The organism is Streptomyces sp. NPDC005728, assembly GCF_040630895.1.
Lineage (GTDB): Bacteria > Actinomycetota > Actinomycetes > Streptomycetales > Streptomycetaceae > Streptomyces.
Map to the genome: position 1 here is coordinate 84,067 of NZ_JBEXYL010000027.1, position 20,963 is coordinate 105,029.

The 20,963-nt window shown below is 72.0% G+C and carries 20 protein-coding genes and 1 pseudogene; 7 read left to right on the forward strand and 14 right to left on the reverse strand.

What is annotated here, in order from left to right; all coding sequences use genetic code 11:
* Positions 1 to 21: 21 nt before the first annotated feature.
* The 5 genes from ABZ471_RS20120 to ABZ471_RS20140 all read right to left on the reverse strand — a co-directional run bounded on the left by ABZ471_RS20120 (position 22) and on the right by ABZ471_RS20140 (position 4,278).
* Entirely contained in the window at positions 22 to 420 is a 399-nt protein-coding gene (locus ABZ471_RS20120; protein WP_359068127.1) for a VOC family protein, read from the reverse strand.
* Between the two features lie 108 nt (positions 421 to 528).
* Complete coding sequence (locus tag ABZ471_RS20125; protein WP_359068128.1) at positions 529 to 1,458, reverse strand: M48 family metalloprotease; 930 nt, start codon at positions 1,456 to 1,458, stop codon at positions 529 to 531.
* The gene (locus ABZ471_RS20130; RefSeq protein ID WP_359068129.1) at positions 1,458 to 1,826 is read right to left on the reverse strand and encodes a BlaI/MecI/CopY family transcriptional regulator; all 369 of its coding nucleotides are present in this window, start codon (positions 1,824 to 1,826) and stop codon (positions 1,458 to 1,460) included. The genes ABZ471_RS20125 and ABZ471_RS20130 overlap by 1 nt, the downstream gene beginning before the upstream one ends.
* A gap of 186 nt (positions 1,827 to 2,012) precedes the next feature.
* Positions 2,013 to 2,918, reverse strand: a complete 906-nt coding sequence (locus ABZ471_RS20135; protein WP_359068130.1) for an aldo/keto reductase — start codon at positions 2,916 to 2,918, stop codon at positions 2,013 to 2,015.
* 37 nt (positions 2,919 to 2,955) lie between these two features.
* Positions 2,956 to 4,278: an aldehyde dehydrogenase family protein gene (locus ABZ471_RS20140; RefSeq protein ID WP_359068131.1), complete on the reverse strand. Its 1,323-nt coding sequence runs from the start codon at positions 4,276 to 4,278 to the stop codon at positions 2,956 to 2,958.
* Positions 4,279 to 4,457: 179 nt separating this feature from the next.
* Here ABZ471_RS20140 and ABZ471_RS20145 point away from each other — a divergent pair, with 179 nt between their 5' ends.
* A complete protein-coding gene (locus tag ABZ471_RS20145; RefSeq protein ID WP_359068132.1) occupies positions 4,458 to 5,522 on the forward strand; it encodes an acyl-CoA dehydrogenase family protein in 1,065 nt (354 codons plus the stop codon).
* Positions 5,523 to 5,596: 74 nt separating this feature from the next.
* Here the strand turns inward: ABZ471_RS20145 and ABZ471_RS20150 are convergent, their stop codons facing one another.
* From ABZ471_RS20150 to ABZ471_RS20160, 3 genes are all read right to left on the reverse strand, one after another.
* Entirely contained in the window at positions 5,597 to 6,745 is a 1,149-nt protein-coding gene (locus tag ABZ471_RS20150; protein WP_359068133.1) for an LLM class flavin-dependent oxidoreductase, read from the reverse strand.
* A 54-nt stretch (positions 6,746 to 6,799) separates the two neighbouring features.
* Entirely contained in the window at positions 6,800 to 7,357 is a 558-nt protein-coding gene (ssuE, locus tag ABZ471_RS20155) for an NADPH-dependent FMN reductase (RefSeq protein ID WP_359068134.1), read from the reverse strand.
* Positions 7,358 to 7,556: 199 nt separating this feature from the next.
* The gene (locus tag ABZ471_RS20160) at positions 7,557 to 7,640 is read right to left on the reverse strand and encodes a putative leader peptide (RefSeq protein ID WP_351348119.1); all 84 of its coding nucleotides are present in this window, start codon (positions 7,638 to 7,640) and stop codon (positions 7,557 to 7,559) included.
* Positions 7,641 to 7,783: 143 nt separating this feature from the next.
* Here ABZ471_RS20160 and ABZ471_RS20165 point away from each other — a divergent pair, with 143 nt between their 5' ends.
* Together ABZ471_RS20165 and ABZ471_RS20170 are read left to right on the forward strand one after the other, a co-directional pair.
* Positions 7,784 to 9,160: a deoxyribodipyrimidine photo-lyase gene (locus ABZ471_RS20165; protein ID WP_359068135.1), complete on the forward strand. Its 1,377-nt coding sequence runs from the start codon at positions 7,784 to 7,786 to the stop codon at positions 9,158 to 9,160.
* Positions 9,161 to 9,339: 179 nt separating this feature from the next.
* Positions 9,340 to 9,777, forward strand: a complete 438-nt coding sequence (locus ABZ471_RS20170) for an SPW repeat protein (RefSeq protein WP_359068136.1) — start codon at positions 9,340 to 9,342, stop codon at positions 9,775 to 9,777.
* 105 nt (positions 9,778 to 9,882) lie between these two features.
* On the opposite strand, the gene ABZ471_RS20175 is transcribed toward ABZ471_RS20170, so the two are convergent.
* Together ABZ471_RS20175 and ABZ471_RS20180 are read right to left on the reverse strand one after the other, a co-directional pair.
* Positions 9,883 to 10,650, reverse strand: a complete 768-nt coding sequence (locus ABZ471_RS20175) for a metalloregulator ArsR/SmtB family transcription factor (protein ID WP_359068145.1) — start codon at positions 10,648 to 10,650, stop codon at positions 9,883 to 9,885.
* Positions 10,651 to 10,820: 170 nt separating this feature from the next.
* Positions 10,821 to 12,275 carry an APC family permease gene (locus tag ABZ471_RS20180; RefSeq protein WP_359068137.1) on the reverse strand — a complete coding sequence of 485 codons (1,455 nt, stop codon included), beginning with the start codon at positions 12,273 to 12,275 and terminating at the stop codon, positions 10,821 to 10,823.
* Between the two features lie 138 nt (positions 12,276 to 12,413).
* On the opposite strand from ABZ471_RS20180, the gene ABZ471_RS20185 reads away from it, so the two are divergent.
* Together ABZ471_RS20185 and ABZ471_RS20190 are read left to right on the forward strand one after the other, a co-directional pair.
* A complete protein-coding gene (locus ABZ471_RS20185; RefSeq protein WP_359068138.1) occupies positions 12,414 to 13,598 on the forward strand; it encodes an ROK family protein in 1,185 nt (394 codons plus the stop codon).
* Positions 13,599 to 13,716: 118 nt separating this feature from the next.
* Complete coding sequence (locus tag ABZ471_RS20190; protein WP_359068139.1) at positions 13,717 to 16,446, forward strand: sugar-binding domain-containing protein; 2,730 nt, start codon at positions 13,717 to 13,719, stop codon at positions 16,444 to 16,446.
* Positions 16,447 to 16,485: 39 nt separating this feature from the next.
* Here the strand turns inward: ABZ471_RS20190 and ABZ471_RS20195 are convergent, their stop codons facing one another.
* On the reverse strand, positions 16,486 to 17,931 hold the full coding sequence (locus ABZ471_RS20195) for a hydrolase (protein WP_359068140.1): 1,446 nt from the start codon (positions 17,929 to 17,931) through the stop codon (positions 16,486 to 16,488).
* 216 nt (positions 17,932 to 18,147) lie between these two features.
* Between ABZ471_RS20195 and ABZ471_RS20200 the strand changes: the two genes are divergently transcribed.
* Positions 18,148 to 18,411, forward strand: coding sequence for a GlsB/YeaQ/YmgE family stress response membrane protein (locus ABZ471_RS20200; protein ID WP_359068141.1), 264 nt, complete (start codon positions 18,148 to 18,150; stop codon positions 18,409 to 18,411).
* Positions 18,412 to 18,447: 36 nt separating this feature from the next.
* Here ABZ471_RS20200 and ABZ471_RS20205 read toward each other — a convergent pair whose 3' ends face one another.
* Together ABZ471_RS20205 and ABZ471_RS20210 are read right to left on the reverse strand one after the other, a co-directional pair.
* On the reverse strand, positions 18,448 to 19,224 hold the full coding sequence (locus tag ABZ471_RS20205) for a GNAT family N-acetyltransferase (protein ID WP_359068142.1): 777 nt from the start codon (positions 19,222 to 19,224) through the stop codon (positions 18,448 to 18,450).
* Between the two features lie 41 nt (positions 19,225 to 19,265).
* Positions 19,266 to 19,613, reverse strand: a complete 348-nt coding sequence (locus ABZ471_RS20210; protein ID WP_359068143.1) for a hypothetical protein — start codon at positions 19,611 to 19,613, stop codon at positions 19,266 to 19,268.
* Between the two features lie 34 nt (positions 19,614 to 19,647).
* Here ABZ471_RS20210 and ABZ471_RS20215 point away from each other — a divergent pair.
* Positions 19,648 to 19,767, forward strand: a pseudogene (locus ABZ471_RS20215) (nucleoside deaminase); the annotation flags it as partial.
* Positions 19,768 to 19,785: 18 nt separating this feature from the next.
* On the opposite strand, the gene ABZ471_RS20220 reads toward ABZ471_RS20215, so the two are convergent.
* Complete coding sequence (locus tag ABZ471_RS20220; protein WP_359068144.1) at positions 19,786 to 20,640, reverse strand: GNAT family N-acetyltransferase; 855 nt, start codon at positions 20,638 to 20,640, stop codon at positions 19,786 to 19,788.
* Between the last annotated feature and the right edge of the window lie 323 nt (positions 20,641 to 20,963).

Below are 20,963 nucleotides of genomic sequence, written 5' to 3' on the forward strand. Positions count from 1 at the left end.
GGAGCGTGCGGCGGAGGAAGCTCAGTCGGCAGGCTGGAGCAGGTCCCAGCGGTTGCCGTAGAGGTCCTGGAAGACGGCGACCGAGCCGTACGGCTCGTGGCGCGGCTCCTCCAGGAAGGTCACACCGGCGGCGGCCATGCGGGCGTGATCGCGGGCGAAGTCGTCGGTGTGCAGGAAGAACCCGACCCGCCCGCCGGTCTGGTCCCCGATCCGGGCGCGCTGGTCCTCGTCCTTGGCGCGGGCCAGCAACAGGCCGGTGCCGTGGCCGTCCGCGGCGGTGCCGGGCTCCACGACGACCCAGCGGGAGCCGTCCGCCCGGGCCTCGTCCTCGGCCACCCGGAATCCGAGAGCCTCGGTGTAGAAGCGGACGGCCTCGTCGTAGTCGTCCACGACGAGGGTGACCAGGGCAACGCGTCGCATCGGGACCTTCCGGTGGAGGTGGTTAGCGGGTGAGGTTATACGTAAAACTTCGTGGGCGCCAGTCACCTGCCGCAAGGGCGGGTCCAGCTGGGCCCGAGGCCCCGTCGATCAGCGCTTTTCCTCGCCCTGGGCGATCTCGACCCGGTGGTGGAAGTCGGCCGTCCCGGTCACCGCGGCCACGCAGGAGACGGCGGTGCAGGCGAGCAGGAGGGCGGCGGCGCGCCTGCCGGTGCGGTGCGCGGTCCGGGGCGCCGCCAGGAGGGCCTGGACGCGCTGCGGGACGGGACCCGTCGTCGCGGCTGCGGCGAAGGCGGGGCGCCCGGAGCGGGCGGCCTGGCCGGCGAGGGCGGCGCGGGCGATGGCGCGGGCGGTCAGGCGCCGGTCGCCGACGCAGGCCGCGGCGGCCTCGTCGGCCGCGCGCTCGGCGGCCAGCCGGACGGTCTCGCGGACCGGGCGCAGCGCGGGGTGGCAGTGGGCCGCGAGTTCGGCGGCGGCGAGGAAGTAGTGGTGGCCGCCCTCGTTGTGGGCCCGCTCGTGGGCGAACAGCGCCTCACGCTCGGCGCCGTCGAGGCTGCGCAGCATGGCGGTGGTGACGACGATGCGGTGCGGGCGCCCGGGCAGGGCGTACGCGTCCGGGTGGGGCGAGTCCACCACGCACAGATCGCCCGCGGCGGGTCCGCTCCCGGCCTCGGCGCGGGCGGCCCGGAAGGCACGGGTCTGGTGCAGGACCGAGCGGCCGAGGGTCCAGCCGCAAACGGCGAGGACGCCGACGGAGGTCGCGGCGGCCGGGAGGACGACGAGGTCCGAGGCGGTGTGCAGCGGGTGGATCAGTTCGCCGAGCCCGGCGAACAGCGGCAGCTTGAGCAGCCCGGTCAGGACGAACGCGCCGAGCGCGGCCAGCGAGCAGCCCGCGAGGACGACCGCGCAGGCGGTGATCGCCCACAGCGCCGCGGCCGGTGCGAGCCGGTCCAGCGCCCGGCGGGCCAGTGCCGGGAGGGCGAACGGCAGTACCAGGGGCAGCAGGAGCAGGGCGGTCATCAGTAGTCGGCTTCGAGGAGGTCGCGCAGGATGCGTTCGTCGTCGGGGCTGAGCTGGGCGACGAAGCGGGCGAGGACGGTCTCGCGGTCGCTGTCCCGGTCGAGTTCGGTGTGCATGCGGCGGGCGGTGAGGCCCTGGGCGTCCTGGAGCGGGAAGTAGGCGTAGCCGCGGCCCTGGCGCTGCCGCTCGACCATGCCCTTGTCGTACAGGCGGGTGAGGATCGTCGTCACCGTCGTACGGGCGAGGTCCGCGCCGAGGCTCAGCTGGACCTGGCCGGGTGTCCGGGGCGCGCCGGCGGCCCAGAGCGCGGCCATGACGCTCGCTTCGAGCTCGCCGGCCGGCCGGCGTTCGTCCTTGGCATCGGTCATGGGAACGTTCCTCACCCCGTCTTCTTCTGCACTGCGGAAGACCGTCTACACCATCGTAGTCATCCGGGTGACGGCTACGACCGTGCGCCCCGATGGCCATGGCGCACGGGGCCGCCGACGATGCCCGGACGGCTGCGGGCGCGCCGCCCGCAGCCCTTGCCCGACGGCCCCCTGCCCGGCGATCTCTCAGCCGGCCTCGGTGTGCACTGCGTTCAGCCGCTCCAGCTCCTCGGCCGTGAGCCCCAGGGCGCCCACGGCGACGTTCTCCGTCAGGTGGTCCGGGTTGCCGGTGCCGGGGATGGCGAGGACGTGCGGGCCCTGGTGCAGGGTCCAGGCGGTGCGGATCTGCGCGGGGCTGACGCCGTGCGCGCGGGCGACGGCGAGCACCTCGTCGACGTTGCGCGTCCCGGCCGCGCCGCGCTCGGCGCCCTCGCCCGCGACGGCGAAGTAGGGCACGAAGGCGATGCCCCGTTCGCCGCACATCCGCAGGAGTTCGTCGGCCTGCGGGTCCGGGACGTCCAGCGCGTACCGGTTCTGCACGGAGACGACGGGGGCGATCTCCGACGCCTCGGTCAGGTGCCGGGGCTGGATCGCCGAGATGCCGAGATGCCGGATCAGGCCAGCCTCGCGCAGCTCGGCGAGGGCGCCGAAGTGTTCGGCGATGGAGTCCTGGCGCATCCGGCGCAGGTAGACGAGGTCGAGGTGGTCGCGGCCGAGCTGGCGCAGGTTCTCCTCCACGTGCCCGCGCAGCTGGTCGGGCCGTGAGGTGCCCCACTCGCCGGAGCAGTCGCGGAAGGGACCGACCTTGGTGGCGATGACCAGGTCGTCGGCGTACGGGGCGAGTGCGGTGTTGATGAGTTCGTTGGCGGAGCGCAGGGCGGAGAAGTAGAACGCGGCCGTGTCGATGTGGTTCACACCGAGTTCCACGGCCCTGCGCAGGACGGCTATCGAGCGTGCGCGGTCGCTGGGGGTGCCCAGGTGGAAGGCGGCGCTGCCCGTCAGCCGCATCGCACCGAAGCCGATGCGGTGGACGGGCAGGTCGCCGAGCTCGAAGGTGCCGGAGGCGTCCGCGGTGATCGTTTCAGCGGTCATCGGCGGAGTCTCGCACACCCGCCCCAGAACCGTCGGTTCAGCCGAGCGGCTTGGCCAGCACGGCCTTGCGGTGGCTGAACGTCTCGATCGAGTAGCGCCCGTGGTAGCTGCCCATGCCGCTCTCCCCCACGCCGCCGAACGGCAGGTCGGAGACGGTGAGATGGGCGAGCGGCAGGCCGTAGCCGAGGCCGCCGGAGGAGGTCTCTGCGGCGATGCGCCCGCGCGTCTCGTCGGACTCGGTGAAGACGTACAGTGCGAGCGGCTTGTCGCGGTCGTTGATGAAGCCGATCGCCGCGTCCAGGCCGGGCACGGTGACGATCGGCAGGATCGGCCCGAAGATCTCCTCCTGCATCACGGGCGAGGCGGGGTCGACGTCCGCGAGCACGGTCGGCGCGATGTACTTGTCCGTACGGTCGCTGCCGCCGCCGACCGCCACCCGGCCCGAGTCGAGCAGGGCGGCGAGCCGGTCGAAGTGGCGCTCGTTGATGATCCGGCCGTACTCGGGCGCGTGCGCCGGGTCGGTGCCGAAGAGGGCCTCGACGGCGCGGACCAGCGCGGGCTCCAGGGCGGCGGCGGTCTCCGGGTCGGTGAGGACGTAGTCGGGGGCCACACAGGTCTGGCCCGCGTTGAGGAACTTACCGCGGGCCAGCCGGTCGGCGACCACGGCGAGGTCGGTGCCCCGGTCGACGAACACCGGGGACTTGCCGCCCAGTTCGAGGGCGACGGGGGTGAGGTGCTCGGCGGCGGCCCGCATCACGATGCGGCCCACGGTGCCGTTGCCGGTGTAGAAGATGTGGTCGAAGCGCTCGGCGAGCAGGGCCGTGGTCTCCGGGATCCCGCCCTCGACCACGGCGACCGCGTCGGTGTCGAGGTGGGCGGGGATCAGCTTGGCCAGCGCGGCCGAGGTGGCCGGGGCCAGCTCGCTCGGCTTCGCCACGACCGCGTTGCCGGAGGCCAGCGCGCCGACCATGGGGGCCAGCAGCAGCTGGGCCGGGTAGTTCCAGGGCGCGATGACGAGGACGACGCCGAGCGGGTCGTACTGCGTCCAGGCCGAGGCGTCGCCGCCGAGGTGCGCGGGGACGGGTGCCGGCTCCGGGCGCAGCCACTCGTCGAGGTGCTCGAGGGTGTGGTCGATCTCCCGGACGGTGAAGTCGATCTCGGTGCGGTAGGCCTCGGCGCTGCTCTTGCCCAGATCCTCGCGGAGGGCGGCGGCGAGGTCTGCGCCGTTCTCCGTGAGCATCGCGCGCAGGCGCCGGAGCTGGCCGGTGCGCCACTCGACGGGCTTGGTGCGGCCGGTGCGGAAGGTGGCGCGCAGCCGGGCCACGATGTCGGCGGGCTGCTCGGGGGCGACGTGGTTCACAGGGGCCTCGCTGGTGGTGCCCGGGCTGGTCGGCCCGAGCCTAGGTCTCGCACGGTCAGATGTAGATGCCAACCTTTCAGGTACCCAAGTAAATTCCGTTTATCGCTCCAGGTGACGAGGGTCACGCGCCACACACCCGGAAGAGAACTTCGGCGAGGGTCTTCGGAAGAATCGTCCGCATGACCGCCACCGCACATCCGCTCGTCGTCCGCGCACGGAGACTCGCCGCCGATCTGCTCGTCCCCGAGGCCGAGCGGGTGGACCAGGAAGGCGTCCCCGCGAGCCACATCGAGGCGGTGAAGAGGTCGGGGCTGCTCGGAGTGGTCGCACCGGCCGAGTACGGCGGCTCGGGGGCGCCGCCGGCCGTGCTGCGGGAGACCGCGGAGATCCTGGCCGGGGCGTGCTGCTCGACGTGGTTCGTGCAGACGCAGCACCACACGCCGGTACAGACCCTCACGAAGGCCGAACTGCCCCTACGGGAGCGCCTGTTGGGACCCCTGTCGCGCGGCGAACTGCTGTCCGGGGTGGCGTACGCGCATCTGCGGGCGTACCCGCGCATCCCGGTGCGGGTCCGGCGGGAGAGCGCCGGCTGGCGCTTCGACGGGACCGTCCCCTGGTACACCGGATGGGGCCTGAACGACGTCATGCTGCTCGCCGGGGTGACCGAGGCGGGCGAGGCCCTGTTCGCCTTCGTCGAGGCACGCGACCAGCCGGGCCTGCGGGCCTCTGCGCCGCTGCGCCTCGCGGCTCTCACCGCCACCCGCACGGTGTCACTGGAGCTGGACGGTCTGCGGGTGCCCGAGGAGGCGGTGGCGCTGCGGACGCCGTACGAGCGGTGGGCGCCCGGCGACCGGGCCCGGACGCTCCATGCCAACCCGGCGGTCTTCGGCATCGCGGAGGCGGCGCTGTCCCTGCTGGACGAGGAGTCCTGCGGCCCCCTGCGCGCCCGCCTCGCCGACGTCCGCCGCCGGGCCTACGCCCTGGCCGACGACCCCGCGCCGCAGGAGCGGACCGGGGAGCGGCTGGCCGTGCGGGCGGAGGCGTACGAGGTCCTGGGCGCGGCCACCACCGCGGCGGTGGTGGCCGGCGGCGGCCGCGCGATGTCCCTCACCAGCCCCGCCCAGCGCCTGGCCCGCGAGGGGCTGTTCCTGCTGGTGCAGGGTCAGACGGCGGAGACCCGGCAAGCGCACCTGCGCGCGCTGGCCGGCGAGCCGGGCGGCAGCGGGGCCGGCGCGGGGGCCTGAACCGGAAGCGGTCGCTGCAGCCAGGCTGGGAGCAGGAGCCGGAAGCGGGAGCCGGAACCGGGCCGAGCTGCCGGTCAGCTCGCGAACGGCACCTGCGCCGAGGGAGCAGGAGCGGCGGTGCCGCTGCCGGGATGCCGCCACAGCCCCTGCGCGGCCAGCCGGGGCAGTACGCCCTCGCCGAACCAGTACGCCTCCTCCAGGTGCGGGTAGCCGGAGAGGACGAACTCGTCGATGCCGAGGGCGTGGTACTCCTCGATCCGCTCGGCGACCTCGTCGTGGCTGCCGACCAGAGCCGTGCCCGCGCCGCCGCGCACCAGCCCGATGCCGGCCCAGAGGTTGGGGTGGATCTCCAGGCCGTCGCGGCTGCCGCCGTGCAGGGCGAGCATGCGCCGCTGCCCCTCGGGCTCGCTGCGCGCCAGGCCCGCCTGGACCGACCGTACGGTCTCCGTGTCGAAGCCGTCGAGCAGCCGGTCCGCCTCGGCCCAGGCCTGCCCGGAGGTGTCCCGGGTGATGACGTGCAGCCGGATGCCGAAGTGCAGGGTACGGCCGTGCTGTGCTGCCAGTCCCCTGATCCAGGCGATCTTCTCCGCGCCCTGCGCGGGCGGCTCGCCCCAGGTCAGGTAGACGTCGGCATACCGGGCGGCGACCTCCCCGGCGAGCGGCGAGGAGCCGCCGAAGTAGACCCCGGGCACCGGATCGGGCACCCGGGTCAGCCTCGCGTCCTCGACCTGGAGGTGCTCCCCGCGCAGGTAGACACTCTTGCCCTCCCACAACTCCCGCACGATGTGCAGGAATTCGCCGGTACGGCGGTAGCGGTCGTCCTTGTCGAGAAAGTCGCCGTAGGCACGCTGCTCGTGGCTCTCGCCGCCGGTGACCACGTTGAGCAGGAGCCGCCCGCCGGTCTGCCGCTGGAAGGTGGACGCCATCTGCGCGGCGAGCGTCGGCGAGACGAAGCCTGGCCGGAAGGCGACCAGGAACTTCAGCCGCTCGGAGTTCTGGCTGACCATGGCGGTGGTCAGCCACGCGTCCTCGCACCAGGCGCCGGTCGGGGTGAGCGCGCCGACGAATCCCAGGTCCTCGGCGGCCCGGGCGATCTGGCTCAGGTAGGCCACGGTCGGCGGCCGGTCACGGCCGGAGGCGGTGGCCGGGGTGCCGTGACCACCGCCGACGACGTGCCGGCTGTCGCCGTTGGTGGGCAGGAACCAGTGGAAGGTGAGGGACACGGGGGTCTCCGTTCCGGCTGTGCGGTGGGGAGTTGCGAGGGGCGGCCCTGGTGGTCAGCTCGCCGCCGCCAGCACCGGGGTGGTGCGGTCCAGGGCCGCCGAGAACTGGTCGACGACCTGTCCCAGGGCCTGGGCCGTGGCGGGGGCCACGGTGAGCGAGCCGTCCTCCCGCACGGTGAGGTCCTTGTCGAGGGTGAACCAGCCCTGGACGATGTGGGCGGCGCCCATGGAGTTGAGGACCGAGCGCAGCGCGTAGTCGATGGCGAGGACGTGCGCGGTGGAGCCGCCGGTGGCGAGCGGCAGCACCGTCTTGCCGGTGAGCGCGTGCTGAGGCAGCAGGTCGAGGAGCGCCTTGAGTACTCCGGAGTACGACGCCTTGTAGACAGGGGTGCCGACGACGACGCCGTCGGCCCGGGCGAACGCCTCGGTCGCCTCGACGATGGCCGGGTGCCGGAAGTCCGCGCCGAGCAGGGCCTCGGCCGGGATCGTCCGGACGTCGAGCGGGACCACCTGGTGTCCCTGGGCCATCAGCCTCTGGTCCAGATGGCGCAGCAGACGTCCGGTGCGGGAGGAGGCGGAGGGACTGCCGGAGACGGACAGGACGGTGGCCATGAGGTGCCTCTTTCGGGGTGCCTGGGCGCCGGTGCGAGGGCGGGCGCCCGGAGAGCGTGCGGAACTCCTGTTGCGGAACTGCTCGGTGGTGTTCTCCGTGCACGCCGCTTGCCGTGCGCGCCGAACGCAGGGGAATTCAGGCGGGGAAGGAAGGGGGAACGGAGCAGAGACGCGGCGGATCGGAGGGGAAGCCGGACGATCAGGCCGCGGTGCGACAGGAGGCGCTGGAGACACGCGCGAGGTCGACATGGCGTCGCCGCGTGAGGTCCAGTCGCATCGTCATGCCGTTGATCGTGGCAGCCGCTCGCGAGGGCAGTCAAGAAAAACCCGACCGGTCTCGTATCGCGGATCGTTGGAGCATGCGCCGGCCCGCCTCGCCGGGCCCGAGCATCCTGCGTCCGCACCCCCGCGCCCCGGAGCCGCACCATGTACGTCTCGGTCGTTCTGTTCACCGCCGATCTGCGCCTGCACGACCACCCACCCCTGCGGGCCGCGCTGGACCGCGCCCGGGACGTCGTCCCCCTGTTCGTCCGTGACCGGGGTGTGGCCGACGCGGGATTCGCGGTGCCCAACCGCCTGGCGTTCCTCGCGGACTGTCTGCGGGACCTGGACGCCGGGCTGCGCGAGCGCGGCGGCCGGCTCGTCGTGCGCTCCGGTGACGTCGTCGCGGAGGTGTGCAGGGTGGCGGCGGAGGCCGGGGCCGACGAGGTGCACCTGGCGGCGGACGTCAGCGCCTACGCGCAGGCGCGGGAGCGGCGGCTGCGGCGGGCTCTGGCGGCGGAGGGCAGGCGGCTGCACGTGCACGACACGGTGACCGATGCGGTGGCCCCCGGCGCGGTGACCCCGGCGGCCTCGGACCACTTCGCTGTGTTCACGCCGTACTTCCGCAGGTGGTCGGCGCAGGGGCTGCGGGGTGTACGCGCCGCGCCCCGCGCGGTGCGCGTGCCGGAGGGCATCGTGTCCGAGGGACTTCCGTCCGGTTCCGCACCGCCGGGTGTGTCGCCGGGACTGGCCGCCGGCGGGGAGACGGAGGGTCGCAAGCGCCTCACGGCCTGGCTGCGCACCGGCGTCGCCGCGTACGCGGACCGGCACGACGACCTGGCCGCCGACGCGACCTCCCGGCTCTCCCCGCACCTGCACTTCGGCACGCTGTCCCCCGTCGAGCTGGTCCAGCGGGCACGCCGGAGCGGTGGCCCGGGTGCGGAGGCGTTCGTACGGCAGCTCGCGTGGCGCGAATTCCACCGCCAGGTGCTGGCGGCGCGGCCGGCCGCGGCCGACGCCGACTACCGTACGCGGCACGACCGTTGGCGGTCGCAGGAGACGGCCCGGGAGGACATCGAGGCCTGGCGGGAGGGCCGTACCGGCTACCCGGTGGTCGACGCGGCGATGCGCCAGCTGCGGCACGAGGGCTGGATGCACAACCGCGGCCGTCTGCTGACGGCGAGTTTCCTCGCCAAGACGCTGTACGTCGACTGGCGGGTGGGCGCCCGGCACTTCCTGGAGCTGCTGGTCGACGGTGACGTGGCCAACAACCAGCTGAACTGGCAGTGGGTGGCCGGTACGGGCACCGACACCCGGCCCCACCGTGTCCTCAACCCGGTCACCCAGGGCAGACGATACGACCCGGACGGTGTGTACGTGCGGCGGTGGGTGCCGGAGCTGAGGGGCATCGAGGGTCGTGCGGTCCACGAGCCATGGCGGCTGCCAGGCCCGGAGCGGGCGGCCGCCCACGGGTATCCGGAGCCGATCGTCGCGCTGGCCGACGGGCTGGCCCGCTTCCGGCACGCCCGCGGACGCGACTGAGGACCGTCCGCTCTCGGGCGGCTCCCTCCCGGCCCGACGGCACGGTCGAAGGAGCGCGCCGACCTCTGCACGACCGACCTCTACACATAAAGGGCTAATAAGAGCAAAATGGGTAGGCGGCGCTTACCGCACACCGCACCAGACGCGGTCAGGCCTGAAAGTCATGAAGGAGACGAGTCATGGCCAACGTCTCGCACAGGGGTGACATGACAACTCACCCCGATGTCTCCGAGATGCGGGATCGCTATGCCCGCATGCTCGGTGGTCGTGATGTGGCGCTGGTGGACGGGCCGGTGTTCCTGCTCGGCCTGTACTGCGCGGCATCTCCGTGGATCCTGCACTACACGACGAGCCAGCCGGCACTCGCGACGCACAACCTGATTGTGGGCATCGCGATAGGCCTGCTGGCGCTGGGGTTCACCTCGGCCCCCGAGCGGATGTACGGCCTCAGCTGGGCCATATGCGCCATGGGTGTCTGGATGATCATCGCGCCGTGGGTCGTGGGCAGCAGCCCGGACACCGGCGTGATCCTCAACAACATCATCATCGGCGTGTTGGCCATCATCCTCGGGCTGATGTGCGCCGGTACGGCGGCGAAGAGCGCCCCTAGGCCATAAGGACAAGACACGAGGAAGGGAGGACCCCTCGAAGGAAGTGAAGGCCACGAAAGAGAAACGCGAGGCCGGTCCGCCCGGGCGGCCCGGCCTCGTCGCGCCCGCACCTCAGCGGCCGGGCACCTGCCAGGGCGCCTGCGGCATGGTGCGGCCGGTCTCCAGGAGCGACTTGAGGTTGGCGAGCACCGCCGGCCACCCCTGGGCGATGTCGGCGCGCTCCCCTTCGTCGTTGAGGTCCTCATGGGTGACGGTCAGCCGGACGATGTCCTCGTGCGGCCGGATCTCGAAGGTGACCCGGGAGTGCCGGTCCTCCTGGTCCTCCTGATCGGGCGCGGCCCAGGAGGTGACCAGCCGGGTCGGGTACTCGGTCTCGACCACGCGGCCGACCACGTCGGCGACACCGGAACCGTCGGTGCGGACGTGCTCCCAGCGCGAGCCGGGCTGCCAGTCGGAGACGTTGCGGTGCCCCCAGTAGGCGGCGGTCAGGTCGGCATCGGTGAGCGCCTCCCAGACCTTCTCGGGCGTGCTCGCGATGTAGGTGACGTACACGAAACTCGGCTTGTCGGTCATGGCTTCCTCGGCTCGTCGCTTCACGGCACCGAGCGCGCTGAGGCGCGGGCGCTCGAACTTGTCGATCCACCGCTCCTGGATCTCGTGGAGCGGTACGGGGTTGAGGTAGTGCAGCTTCTCCCGCCCCCGCCGCACCGTGCTGATCAGGTTGGCGGCCTCCAGGACGGCCAGGTGCTGGGTGACGGACTGACGGGTCATGTCGATGCGCTCGCACAGCTCGCCCAGCGTCTGGCCGTTGTGTTCGTGCAGCCGGTCCAGGAGCCGTCTGCGGGTGTCGTCGGCCAGCGCTCTGAAGACCTGGTCCATCCCGGTGTCGTCCTCCGATCGCACACTCAACGTTATGCAGGTAATTACTTGCATGTCAAGGAGAGCCACGACCGGACCTCGGCTGCATCTGCTGCATCTGCCGCATGACCGGGCCGACGTGTTCGCGAGGGGGGTGACGCCCGGCCAGAAGTGCACGGCCGAGGAGTCGTTCAGGCCGGGGCGGGTGCGGTGTCGGGGTCCCGTCCGGCCAGGTACTCCTCGCTGATCTCCTTCGCCCCGAACGGCCACACCTTCTCCAGCCGCGCCCAGACCACGAAGGCCACGCAGCCGAGGGCGAGCCAGGCCAGGGACCACTCGATGGGGTGGCGGCCCGGGGAGTTCTTGTCGGCGTACCCGTAGATCACGCACCAGCCGGCGAAGGCGACGATGCTGGGCAGCGGGTAGAGCCACATCCGGTACGGACGGCGCAACGTCGGCTGCCGCTTGCGCAGGACCGTGAGCGCGATGATCTGCGCGAGCGCCTGGACGATCACCATCACCGTGGTGAGCAGCTGGATCAGCGTGGCGAGGTCGGTGCGCCGGCCGATCAGGAAGCCGATCGCGGTGATCACGCCCATGGTCGCGAGGCCCAGCATCGGGAAGCGGTGCTTCGGGTGCAGCTTCGCGTAGGGGCGGAAGAAGACCCGGTCGCGGGCGGCGTCGTAGGGCACGCGGGAGCCGCCGAGCAGGCCGGTGAAGACCGAGGCGAAGGCCGTGATCAGGATGAGGACGGTCACCGTGTCGGCGGCACCCTTGCCCCAGGTCTTCTCCAGCACCGCCGAGGCCACCGAGGTGGAGGCGATGTCCTGCGCGTCGGTCATGCGGTGCCAGTCGATGACACCGAGCGTGCCGATCTGCAGGAGCAGGTAGATCGCCATGATGCCGACGATCGAGAACAGGATGGAGCGCGGCAGTGTGCGGCCCGGGTCCTTGATCTCGGCGCCCATGTAGGCGGTGGTGTTGTACCCGAGGTAGTCGTAGATGCCGATGGTCAGACCCGCGGCGAAGCCGAGCCAGAAGTGGTCGCTCGTCAGGTCGAAGGCGTGGGCGGGGTAGGTGAAGGCCAGGTGCGGGCTGAAGTCGCTCGCGGCGGCGGCGATCACGAGGACCACCGAGGCGATCATCACCGTCCACATCACGGCGGTGATGCGGGCGATGTGCTCGATGCCGCGCCAGAGCAGCAGGACGACGAGGGCGATGATGCCGAGACCGATCAGGTCGCCCGAGGTCCTGCCGAGCCCGGGGGCGAGATAGCCCAGGTACTGGACGAAGCCGACCACGCCCGTGGACATGATCAGCGGGATGAAGAGCATCGCCGTCCACACGAACAGGAACGGCATCAGCCGGCCGGTGCGGTACTGGAAGGCCTGACGGAGATAGACGTAGCTGCCCCCGGAGCCGGGCATCGCCGCGCCGAGCTCCGCCCAGATCAGCCCGTCACAGAGCGCGAGCACCGCGCCCGCCACGAAGCCGATCACCGCCTGGGGGCCGCCGAACGCGGCGACCATCAGCGGGATCGTCACGAACGGACCGATCCCGCACATCTGGCTCATGTTGATGGCGGTGGCCTGGAAGAGGCCGACGCGGCGGACGAAGCCACCCGAGGGTGGCGGGCTACCGGACATGGGGGCTCCTGACGCGGATGACGGGGAGGATCGCCCGGCGGGGCTGAACGGCCGAACCGGCTGGGCTGATGGCCGATAAAGTTAAGGAGCCTTACTAGAGGCGTCAAGTATGCGTCAGGAATGCATGAGAATGGTGCGATGCCCGCCAGTGACGTCGTAGCGCCGCAGGACCAGCCCTGGAGCCGCCGACGCCTGCGCAGCACCAACGAGCGGCTGCTCCTGGACCGGCTGCGCGGCGTCGGTGCCGCCTCGCGCGCCCAGTTGGCCCGGGAGACGGGCCTGTCGAAGCCGACGGTGTCCAGTGCGCTGGCCTCGCTGGCGGCGGCCGGGCTGGTGCACGAGGTCGGCACCCACGCCCCCGAGCGCGGGCGCACCGCTGTGCTGTACGCCCCGGACCCGGCCGCCGGGTACGCGCTCGGGGTGGACGTCGGCCGCGGCTGGCTGCGGGTTGCGGTCGTCGATCTGGACGGCACGGTCGTCGCCCGCGCCGATGTCCGCAACCGCGCCCGCACCTCCGCCGCCATGGCCGACCTGGTCGTGGGCACGGCCCGCCAGGTGATCGGCAACTCGGGTGTGAACCCGGGCGAGGTGGTGCACGGGGTGGTGGGCACGCCGGGGGTGTACGACGAGAAGCAGCGGCGGGTGCGGTACGCGATGCATCTGCCCGGCTGGGGCCGCGCGGGGCTCTTCGACCGGATGCGCGAGGAGCTGGGCGTCCCGCTGGAGGTGCACAACGACGCCAATCTGGCCGCGCTCGGCGAGTACACGTACGGCGTCGGCGCGGGCAGCCGGCTTTTCGCGTACATCCTGATCGGCACCGGTCTCGGGATGGGGGTCGTCAGCGAGGGACGGCTCTTCACGGGGGCGCACGGGCTGGCCGGGGAGATCGGGTTCCTGCCCTGGCAGGGGCGGCAGAAGCCGGAGCGGCTGGAGGACGCGGTGTCGGGGGTGGCCGTCGTCGAGGCCGCGCGGCACTTCGGGATGAGCGGGCAGCTCACCGCGAAGGCCGTGTTCGACGCGGCCCGGCAGGGCAACCCGGCCGCGGTGCAGGCGGTGGAGCTGGAGGGCGAGCGGATCGCGCACACCGTGGCCGCCGCGGCCGCGGTGCTCGACCCGGACCTCGTCGTGCTGGGCGGCGGGGTGGGCCACAGCGTGGATCTGTTGCTCGGGCCGGTCGGCGAGCACCTGCGGGCCCTGACCCCGCTGCGGCCGCGGATCGTCCCGAGCCGGCTCGGCGAGGACGCGGTCCTGCTGGGCGCGGTGGCGACGGCGTTGGGCACGGCCCGGGACCTGGTGTTCGAGCGCAGGACTGCCGGCGGCTGACCCGTTCGCAGGTACCGCCGAGGTCCACGACGGCCACGGTCGTTGACACGCTTCTCACCGCCGCCTACCTTGTGCTGGGTTAGTAAAGTTTCCTAACTTTACGAGGCTGGAGACCGTCGTGTTCCCTCGCCCCGCCCCCCGACGCCGGCTCGCCACGGGCGTCGTGTTCCTCAGTCTGCTCGGCACGCTCACCACCAGCGCCTGGGCCGGACCCCGGGACCGGAGCCCGGCGCCGCACGGGGCTCAGGCCAGGGTGACCCATGTTCCGTCGGCTGTCGGGTCCGCCACGCCGCTCTCCGGGTACGCGATCCAGTCGACCGCGAAGGTGACCGACTCCGCGGCGGCCGTCTCCGCGCCCGGCTATCCGGCTTCCGGCTGGTATCCGGCGGGTGCCCGCTCCACGGTCCTGGCCGCGCTGCTCGCCGCCGGCGTGTACGCCGACCCGTTCCACTCCACCAACCAGCAGAAGATCCCGCAGCAGGACTTCCAGGTCCCCTGGTGGTACCGCTCCGACTTCACCGTCGCGGACACCACCCGGCGCACCTCGCTGGACTTCAGCGGTGTGGTCTCGGCGGCCGACGTCTACGTCAACGGCCACCAGGTCGCCCGGGCCGCGGACGTCACCGGCGCGTACACCCGCCATGAGCTGGACATCACCTCGCTCGTGAAGTCCGGCACCAACACGGTCGCCTTCCGGGTCCAGCCCAACGAGCCGAACAAGAACCTCACCATGGGCTGGATCGACTGGCTCCAGCCACCGCCCGACCGCAACATGGGCCTCGTCCGTGACGTCCTGGTCCGGCGGGGCGGCCCCGTCGCGCTGCGCGACGCGCACGTGGTGACCGCACTGGCCGTGCCGTCCCTGGCCACCGCCGACCTGACCGTCAAGGCGCAGGCCCGCAACGACACCGGATCGGCGGTCACGGCCGAGGTGACGGGAAGCGTGGCCGGGACGAGTTTCAGCAAGTCCGTGCCGCTCGCCGCGCACGAGACGAAGACCGTCACCTTCTCCCCCGCCGACGTCCCCGGCCTGCACCTCACCTCCCCGAAGGTGTGGTGGCCGGCCGGCCTGGGCGGGCAGCCGCTGTACGACCTCGACCTGACCACGTCCGTGTCCGGCACGGTCTCGGACACCGCCCACGAGAGGTTCGGCATCCGCGACGTGCAGGCGCCGCTGAACTCCGACGGCGCCCGCCAGTACCGGATCAACGGCCGCAAACTGCTGATCAAGGGCGGTGGCTGGTCGCCGGACGAGTTCCTGCGCTGGGACTCCACCTATGTGGAGGACCGGCTGAAATACGCCCTCGACCTCGGGCTGAACACCATCCGCCTGGAGGGCCACATCGAGCCGGACGAGTTCTTCGACCTCGCCGACCGCTACGGCGTGCTCACGCTGCCGGGCTGGGAGTGCTGCGACAAGTGGGAGGGCCAGGTCAACGGGACCGGCGAGTCCGGCGACAAGTGGACCGACGCCGACTATCCGGTCGCCAAGGCGTCCATGGCCGCCGAGGCCGCCCGGCTGCGCGACCACCCGAGCGTGATCTCCTTCCTGATCGGCAGCGACTTCGCGCCCGACGCGACGATCGAGAAGAACTATCTGGACGCCTTGAAGGCGGCCGACTGGCGGATCCCGGTGGTCTCCTCGGCCTCCGACAGGTCCTCGCCCCAGCTCGGCAGTTCGGGCATGAAGATGACCGGGCCCTACGACTGGGTCCCGCCGAACTACTGGTACGCCAAGCGCGAGGGCGGGGCGACCGGCTTCAACTCCGAGACCAGCGCGGGCCCCGACGTCCCCACGCTCGACACCCTGCGCCGGATGATGACTCCGGCCGAGCTGGACACGCTCTGGAAGAACCCGGACGCCAAGCAGTACCACCGCTCGCCCTCGACCGTCTTCGGGACGCTCAAGATCTACAACGCCGCCCTCACCGGCCGCTACGGCGCCCCGACCGGCCTCACCGACTACGTGCGCAAGGCGCAGCTGGCCCAGTACGAGAACGTGCGCGCCCAGTACGAGGCCTACGGACGCAACGCCACGGACGCCGCGAAGCCCGCCACCGGGCTGATCTACTGGATGTTCAACAGCGGCTGGACCTCGCTGCACTGGCAGCTGACGGACCGCTACCTGGACCAGGGCGGCGCCTACTTCGGCGCCAAGAAGGCGAACGAGCCGCTGCACGTCCAGTACTCCTACGACAACCGCTCGGTCGTCGTCGTGAACAACCGGCACACCTCCGCCGGCGGACTCACCGCGCGGGCCACCCTCTTCAACCCCGACGGCAGCCAGAAGTACGACAAGACCGTGAGCGGGGTGACGGTGAACGGCGACGGTGCGCACGGCACCGCCCTCACCCTGCCGTCGTCGGTGACCGGCCTCTCGTCCGCCTACCTGCTCCGGCTGACCCTGACGGACACGGACGGCAAGGAGGTGAGCCGGAACGTGTACTGGCTCTCCGCCAAGGACGACACGCTCGACTGGGCGAAAACCGACTGGTACCACACGCCGACGACCGGCTACGCCGATCTGAAGGGGCTCTCCTCGATGGCGCAGGTGCCGGTGTCGGCGACGGCGTCGACCGAGTCGTCGGGCTCCATGTCGACGACGAGGGTCACCTTGCGCACCGCGGGCAGCGGCACGACGCCGTCTCTGTTCACGGACGTCCACCTGGTCGACGCACAGGGCAGGCCGGTGCTGCCGGTCCAGTGGTCGGACAACGAGGTGGGTCTGTGGCCGGGTGAGACCGTGACGCTGACCGCCACCTACCGGACCGCCGATCTGCACGGCTCGGCACCGCGCGTGCGGGTCTCCGGGTGGAACGCGCCGGAGCAGACGTTCCCGGCCTCCTGAACGACGGGGGTGGGCCCTCGGGGCCCACCCCCGCACGGTTCAGCTGACGTTGAGCGCGGTGTCGTCGACGACGAACGACGTCTGGAGGGTGGAGCCCTCGGTGCCGGTGAACTTGATCGTGACCGTCTGGCCCGCGTAGCTCGCGAGGTTGAAGCTGCGCTGGGTGTAGCCGCTCGCCGCGTTCAGGTTCGAGTAGGTCGCCAGCGTCGACAGCACCGTTCCGCTGCTGTTGAGGACCTGCGCCTTCAGGGTGTCGTAGGCCGTCGAGGTGGTCGTCTCGGCGGTGTCGACATGGAGGTAGAAGCTCAGGCTGGCGCTCGTGCACCCGGCGGGGACGGTCACCGACTGGGTGAGCGTGTCGGTGTGGGCGGAGCCGTAGCCGTTCAGCCAGGCCTTGTAGGAGCCGGTGCGTGCGGCCTCACCGGTGTCGTTGGTGATAACACCGCTGGAAGCGGTCCAGGAGGTGGCGCCGGACTCGAAGCCGGGGTTGGCCAGCAACTGGGCGGCGGTGCAGGTGCCGCCGCCACCGCCGCCACTGGTGCCGTCACCGGCCAGCCAGGCGGTGGCGTTCAGGGCCAGGGCCGCGTTGGTGGCGCTGGAGTCGTTCCAGCCGTCGTACAGGGTGTTGCCGGACTGGCCGGTGCCGTCGTCGATCGGCGAGCTGTCGCCCCAGAAGGCGACGCGGCCGCTGCCGAAGGTGGACGTCGCGAAGAAGGCGCCGGTGTTGCCGGAGTAACCGGTGCGATAGAGCAGGCCCTTGACACTGGAGTTGTCGGCGGGCTTGAGCGTGGCGGTCGTTCCGCTGGCGATCAGGCTCTTGGTGACGGTGCCGAAGGAGCCGTGCAGGACCGGGTCGCTGCTGTCGCTGATCGCCGACGGGTGGTCGGAGCTGATGCTCAGCGAGTCGATGGAGAAGCCGAACGGGTCGGTGGAGTCGACGCTGTTGTTCGTCATCAGGTCGTTGAGGATCTCGACCGCGTCCTCGCCGTCGTTGTTGCGGTCGGCGCCCGTGTGGTCGGAGATCATGAACAGGCCGCCGCCGTTCTTCACGAAGTTCATGATCGCCGTCTTCTCGGCGGTCGTGAACAGCGTGTTCGGCTCGGGCAGGACCAGGGTGTCGAAGTTCGACAGGTCGGTGGTGGACGAGCCGCCGTAGCTGAGGCTGGAGCCCGACGGGAGCGTCTTCAGGCTGTAGCCGCCGGCCTTCTGCAGGTCCACGCCCCAGGAGGACAGGGCGCCGGTCCAGTCGGTCTCGGCGGACGGGGAGGAGTCCTGGCCGAGCGGGTCGGGCTGGCTGGTGGAGATGATCCAGTCCGCGTTGCCGGCCGTCTCGGCGTGGGCGTTGTCGAACAGGATCCGGTGCGTGGTGGCCGCGTGGGCGGGGGTGGCGCTGGTGCCGACCTGCAGGGCTGCCGAGGTGACGAGCAGTCCGAGTCCGGCCAGGGCGGTGCTGAATCTGCGGCGGGATCTTCTCGATCCGAGCATCCGGCGAACCTCCATGAGGGGTGGGGAGAGGCGGTGCGGGCGCCAAGTCTGCGCGCGTAGAACCGGATTGAGGGTTCTACACGCGTCGATTGGTTGAAAGGTACATGGCATGACGGGCCGGTGAACAGAGAGTCCCGGCAACAACCGGAACGGAGTGCGCCCGCTTACAGCGGGCACATGACAGAGCAGCGGGGAAAGCGACGAAGAGGGGTGGACATGGAGATCTCAGGCATCATCAGCGCCGTCGTCATCGGCCTCGTCATCGGTGTGCTGGGCCGGCTGGTCGTGCCCGGGCGCCAGCACATCGGCATCCTGTGGACCGTCGTGGTCGGCATCGTGGCCGCGCTGCTGGGCTCGGCGATCGCCGCCGGGTTCGGGGTCGCGGACACCAAGGGGCCCGACTGGATCGAGTGGTTCATCCAGATCGCCCTCGCGGCCGTGGGGGTCGCCGCGCTGGACCGGACGCTGGCCCGTCGCTGAGGGGCGGCCGGCTCCCGTGGGGGTGCCTGGGTGAGGTCAACTCCCGTACAGATAGGGCGTCGTGGTGCTCAGCGCATGGAAGCCGAGACGCTCAAGGATCGGGCGGCTCATGGGTGAGGCGTCGACCTGGAGGTAGCGGTAGCCGTGGGCGGCGGCGACGCGGGCGCGGTGGGCGACCAGGGCGCGGTAGATGCCCCGGCCCCGCCAGGCCTCGACGGTGCCGCCGCCCCACAGTCCGGCGAAGCGCGTGCCGGGCTCCATTTCCATGCGCGCGGCACTGACGGGCTCGTCCCCGGCGAGCGCGACGACGGCGACGACGGTGCCCGGGTCGGCGGCCAGCCGGGTGAGCAGGCGGTGGCGCAGCCGGGTGCCGTCGGAGCCGAAGGCCTTCTCGTGCACGTCCACTACGAGGTCGACGCCGGCCGGGTCGGTGGCCTGGACGAAGCGGATCCCGGCGGGCGGCTCGGCGTCCAGGGCGAGTCGGGCGACCTCGCCGATCACCAGCGTCTCCTCGGGGTCGGCCCGGAATCCGGCGGCGGTGAGCCGGAGGCCGAGGTCCACCGGACGGTCATGGCCGTAGAGCTTCCACTCGAAGTCGCGGCCGAGGCCGGTGAAGTACGCGATCTGTTCCTCGATCACCCGGTCCGCGCTCCCCGCGTCCAGGGCGGACCACACGACGCCGTTCCAACCCTGTGCGTCGGCGACCTGGCGGACGACCGCGCCGGTCCGCTCGATCCGGGCGCCGGGCCCGTCGGGGCGTGCGCCCTCGCGCATGTCCCGGTCGTAGAGGGCGAGCACCGTGGCGTGATCCATGGCCTCACTCCAGCATCCGTTCCCGGGGCGGGGCAACGGAATTACCGGCCGCCCGGGCCGGCACCGTCCGGCCGTACCACGGACATGTAGGCGGTGAGCCGGTCGCCGTTGCGGGCCAGGCAGTCGATGCGGGCCTGGATGGGGTCGATGTGCGCCTCCAGCAGGGCCGCCGTCTGCGGGGTGACGCACGCGCGGGCGGATGCAGTTCGCCGGGCCCGGAGAGGTAGGGCAGGATCGCGCGGATCACTGCCGTGCTCGCGCTGGTGACGGTCGCGGCCGGGTACCGGCACGCCCTGCCGTCCGTACGGTGCGGTGCGGCGCCGGGCGGGAACCGGGTGGCTGTGGACTGCGGCGCCGGGGATCGCGCTGCGACCAGGTCCGTGCCACATGGGGGAAGGGCGGTGAGCCGCGCCATCTGCGCCGGCGCCGCAGACGCTCGCTGCGGGTGACGAGCCCTTCGGGTCGGTGCTCGTCCCGGCGGACGGCACGGTCCTCGCCGAGTGCCGCAACCGGGTGGCTTCCGGGGACGGCACCCGGCACCCGGCTCGCGTCCCGGCCGGCTCAGCCGAGTTCGAGCGTGCTCACCCCGAACACCCGGTCCCGGGCGTGCTCGCGGACCGGCCCGGTGTACATCCGGGCGGTCTCGAACGAGGCGCGGAACCCAGCCTCTTCGGCCAGCGCGATGCCGGCGGCGTTCGGTTCGGGGATGTCGACGGCGACCTCGCGGCCGGTGAAGTCGGCGGTGAGCGCGGCGAACAGGGCCCGGGCGTCGTCGTCGGTGTCGGCGAAGAGGGGGCCGATACGCAGGCAGTCGTGGCCGGGGCGGATCACTCCGTAGCCGGTGAGACGGTCCCCGTCGTGGCGGACCCACGCACGGTGGCTGGGGCCGGTCAGCCACTCGGCGAGGAACCGCGGGCGGTCGGCCGGCGAGCAGGCGCCGTCGTAGGCGGTGACAGCGGCCAGGTCGGCGGGACCGGCGGGGCGGACCCCGTCGGGTGTGCGGCCCCCGGGGGCGGTGCCGGTGAAGCGGATGGTGCGGTGGGCGAGTTCGAAGCCGGACTGGCGGTAGTTGTCCTGCTGGGCGACGACTCCGTCCAGGCCGACGGTGCGGTTGCCGGCGTGGGCCAGGGCGGTCTTCCAGGTGGTGAGGCCGTGGCCGTGGCCGCGCAGGTCCGGGCGGACGAGGTAGCAGCCGAGGAAGGCGTAGTCGGAGCCGTAGTTCACGACCGAGATGGCCGACACCGGCTCCCCGTCGATCCGGCCGAGGAAGAACCCGTCCGGGTCCTGGGCGAAGAAGGCCGGCCCGTCGGACAGCCCTGGATTCCAGCCCTCCGCCGCCGCCCACCCGCTGATCACCGGCCAGTCGGCGAGGGTGGCCTGCGTGACGACGAGGTCCTGGGGGGCCGGAGAGGTCATCGGTGCGCTCCATTTTTCCGTGTGGTTCCGACTGCGGGCATCGGCACGGCCTTCGGGCCGCGCCCGCTGCATCCTTCCCGATCACCCGGAGGTCACGCCACGCAGGGATCAGCCGTTGCCCGGCGCCAACCGGCCTTGGATCGGGGGTCGTTGGCCGGACACGGCGGAAGACCGCAACGGGCAGGGGCCGTTGCACCGTGCGCAGCGCAAAACCGCACCGAACAGGCGCGTTGCGCCGTGCGCAGCGCACCCGGATGCACCGCTCGGTCGCCCGCACCCTGCTCGCCGAGGGCCGGGTCGCCGAGGCCGACGCCTCCCTCGCC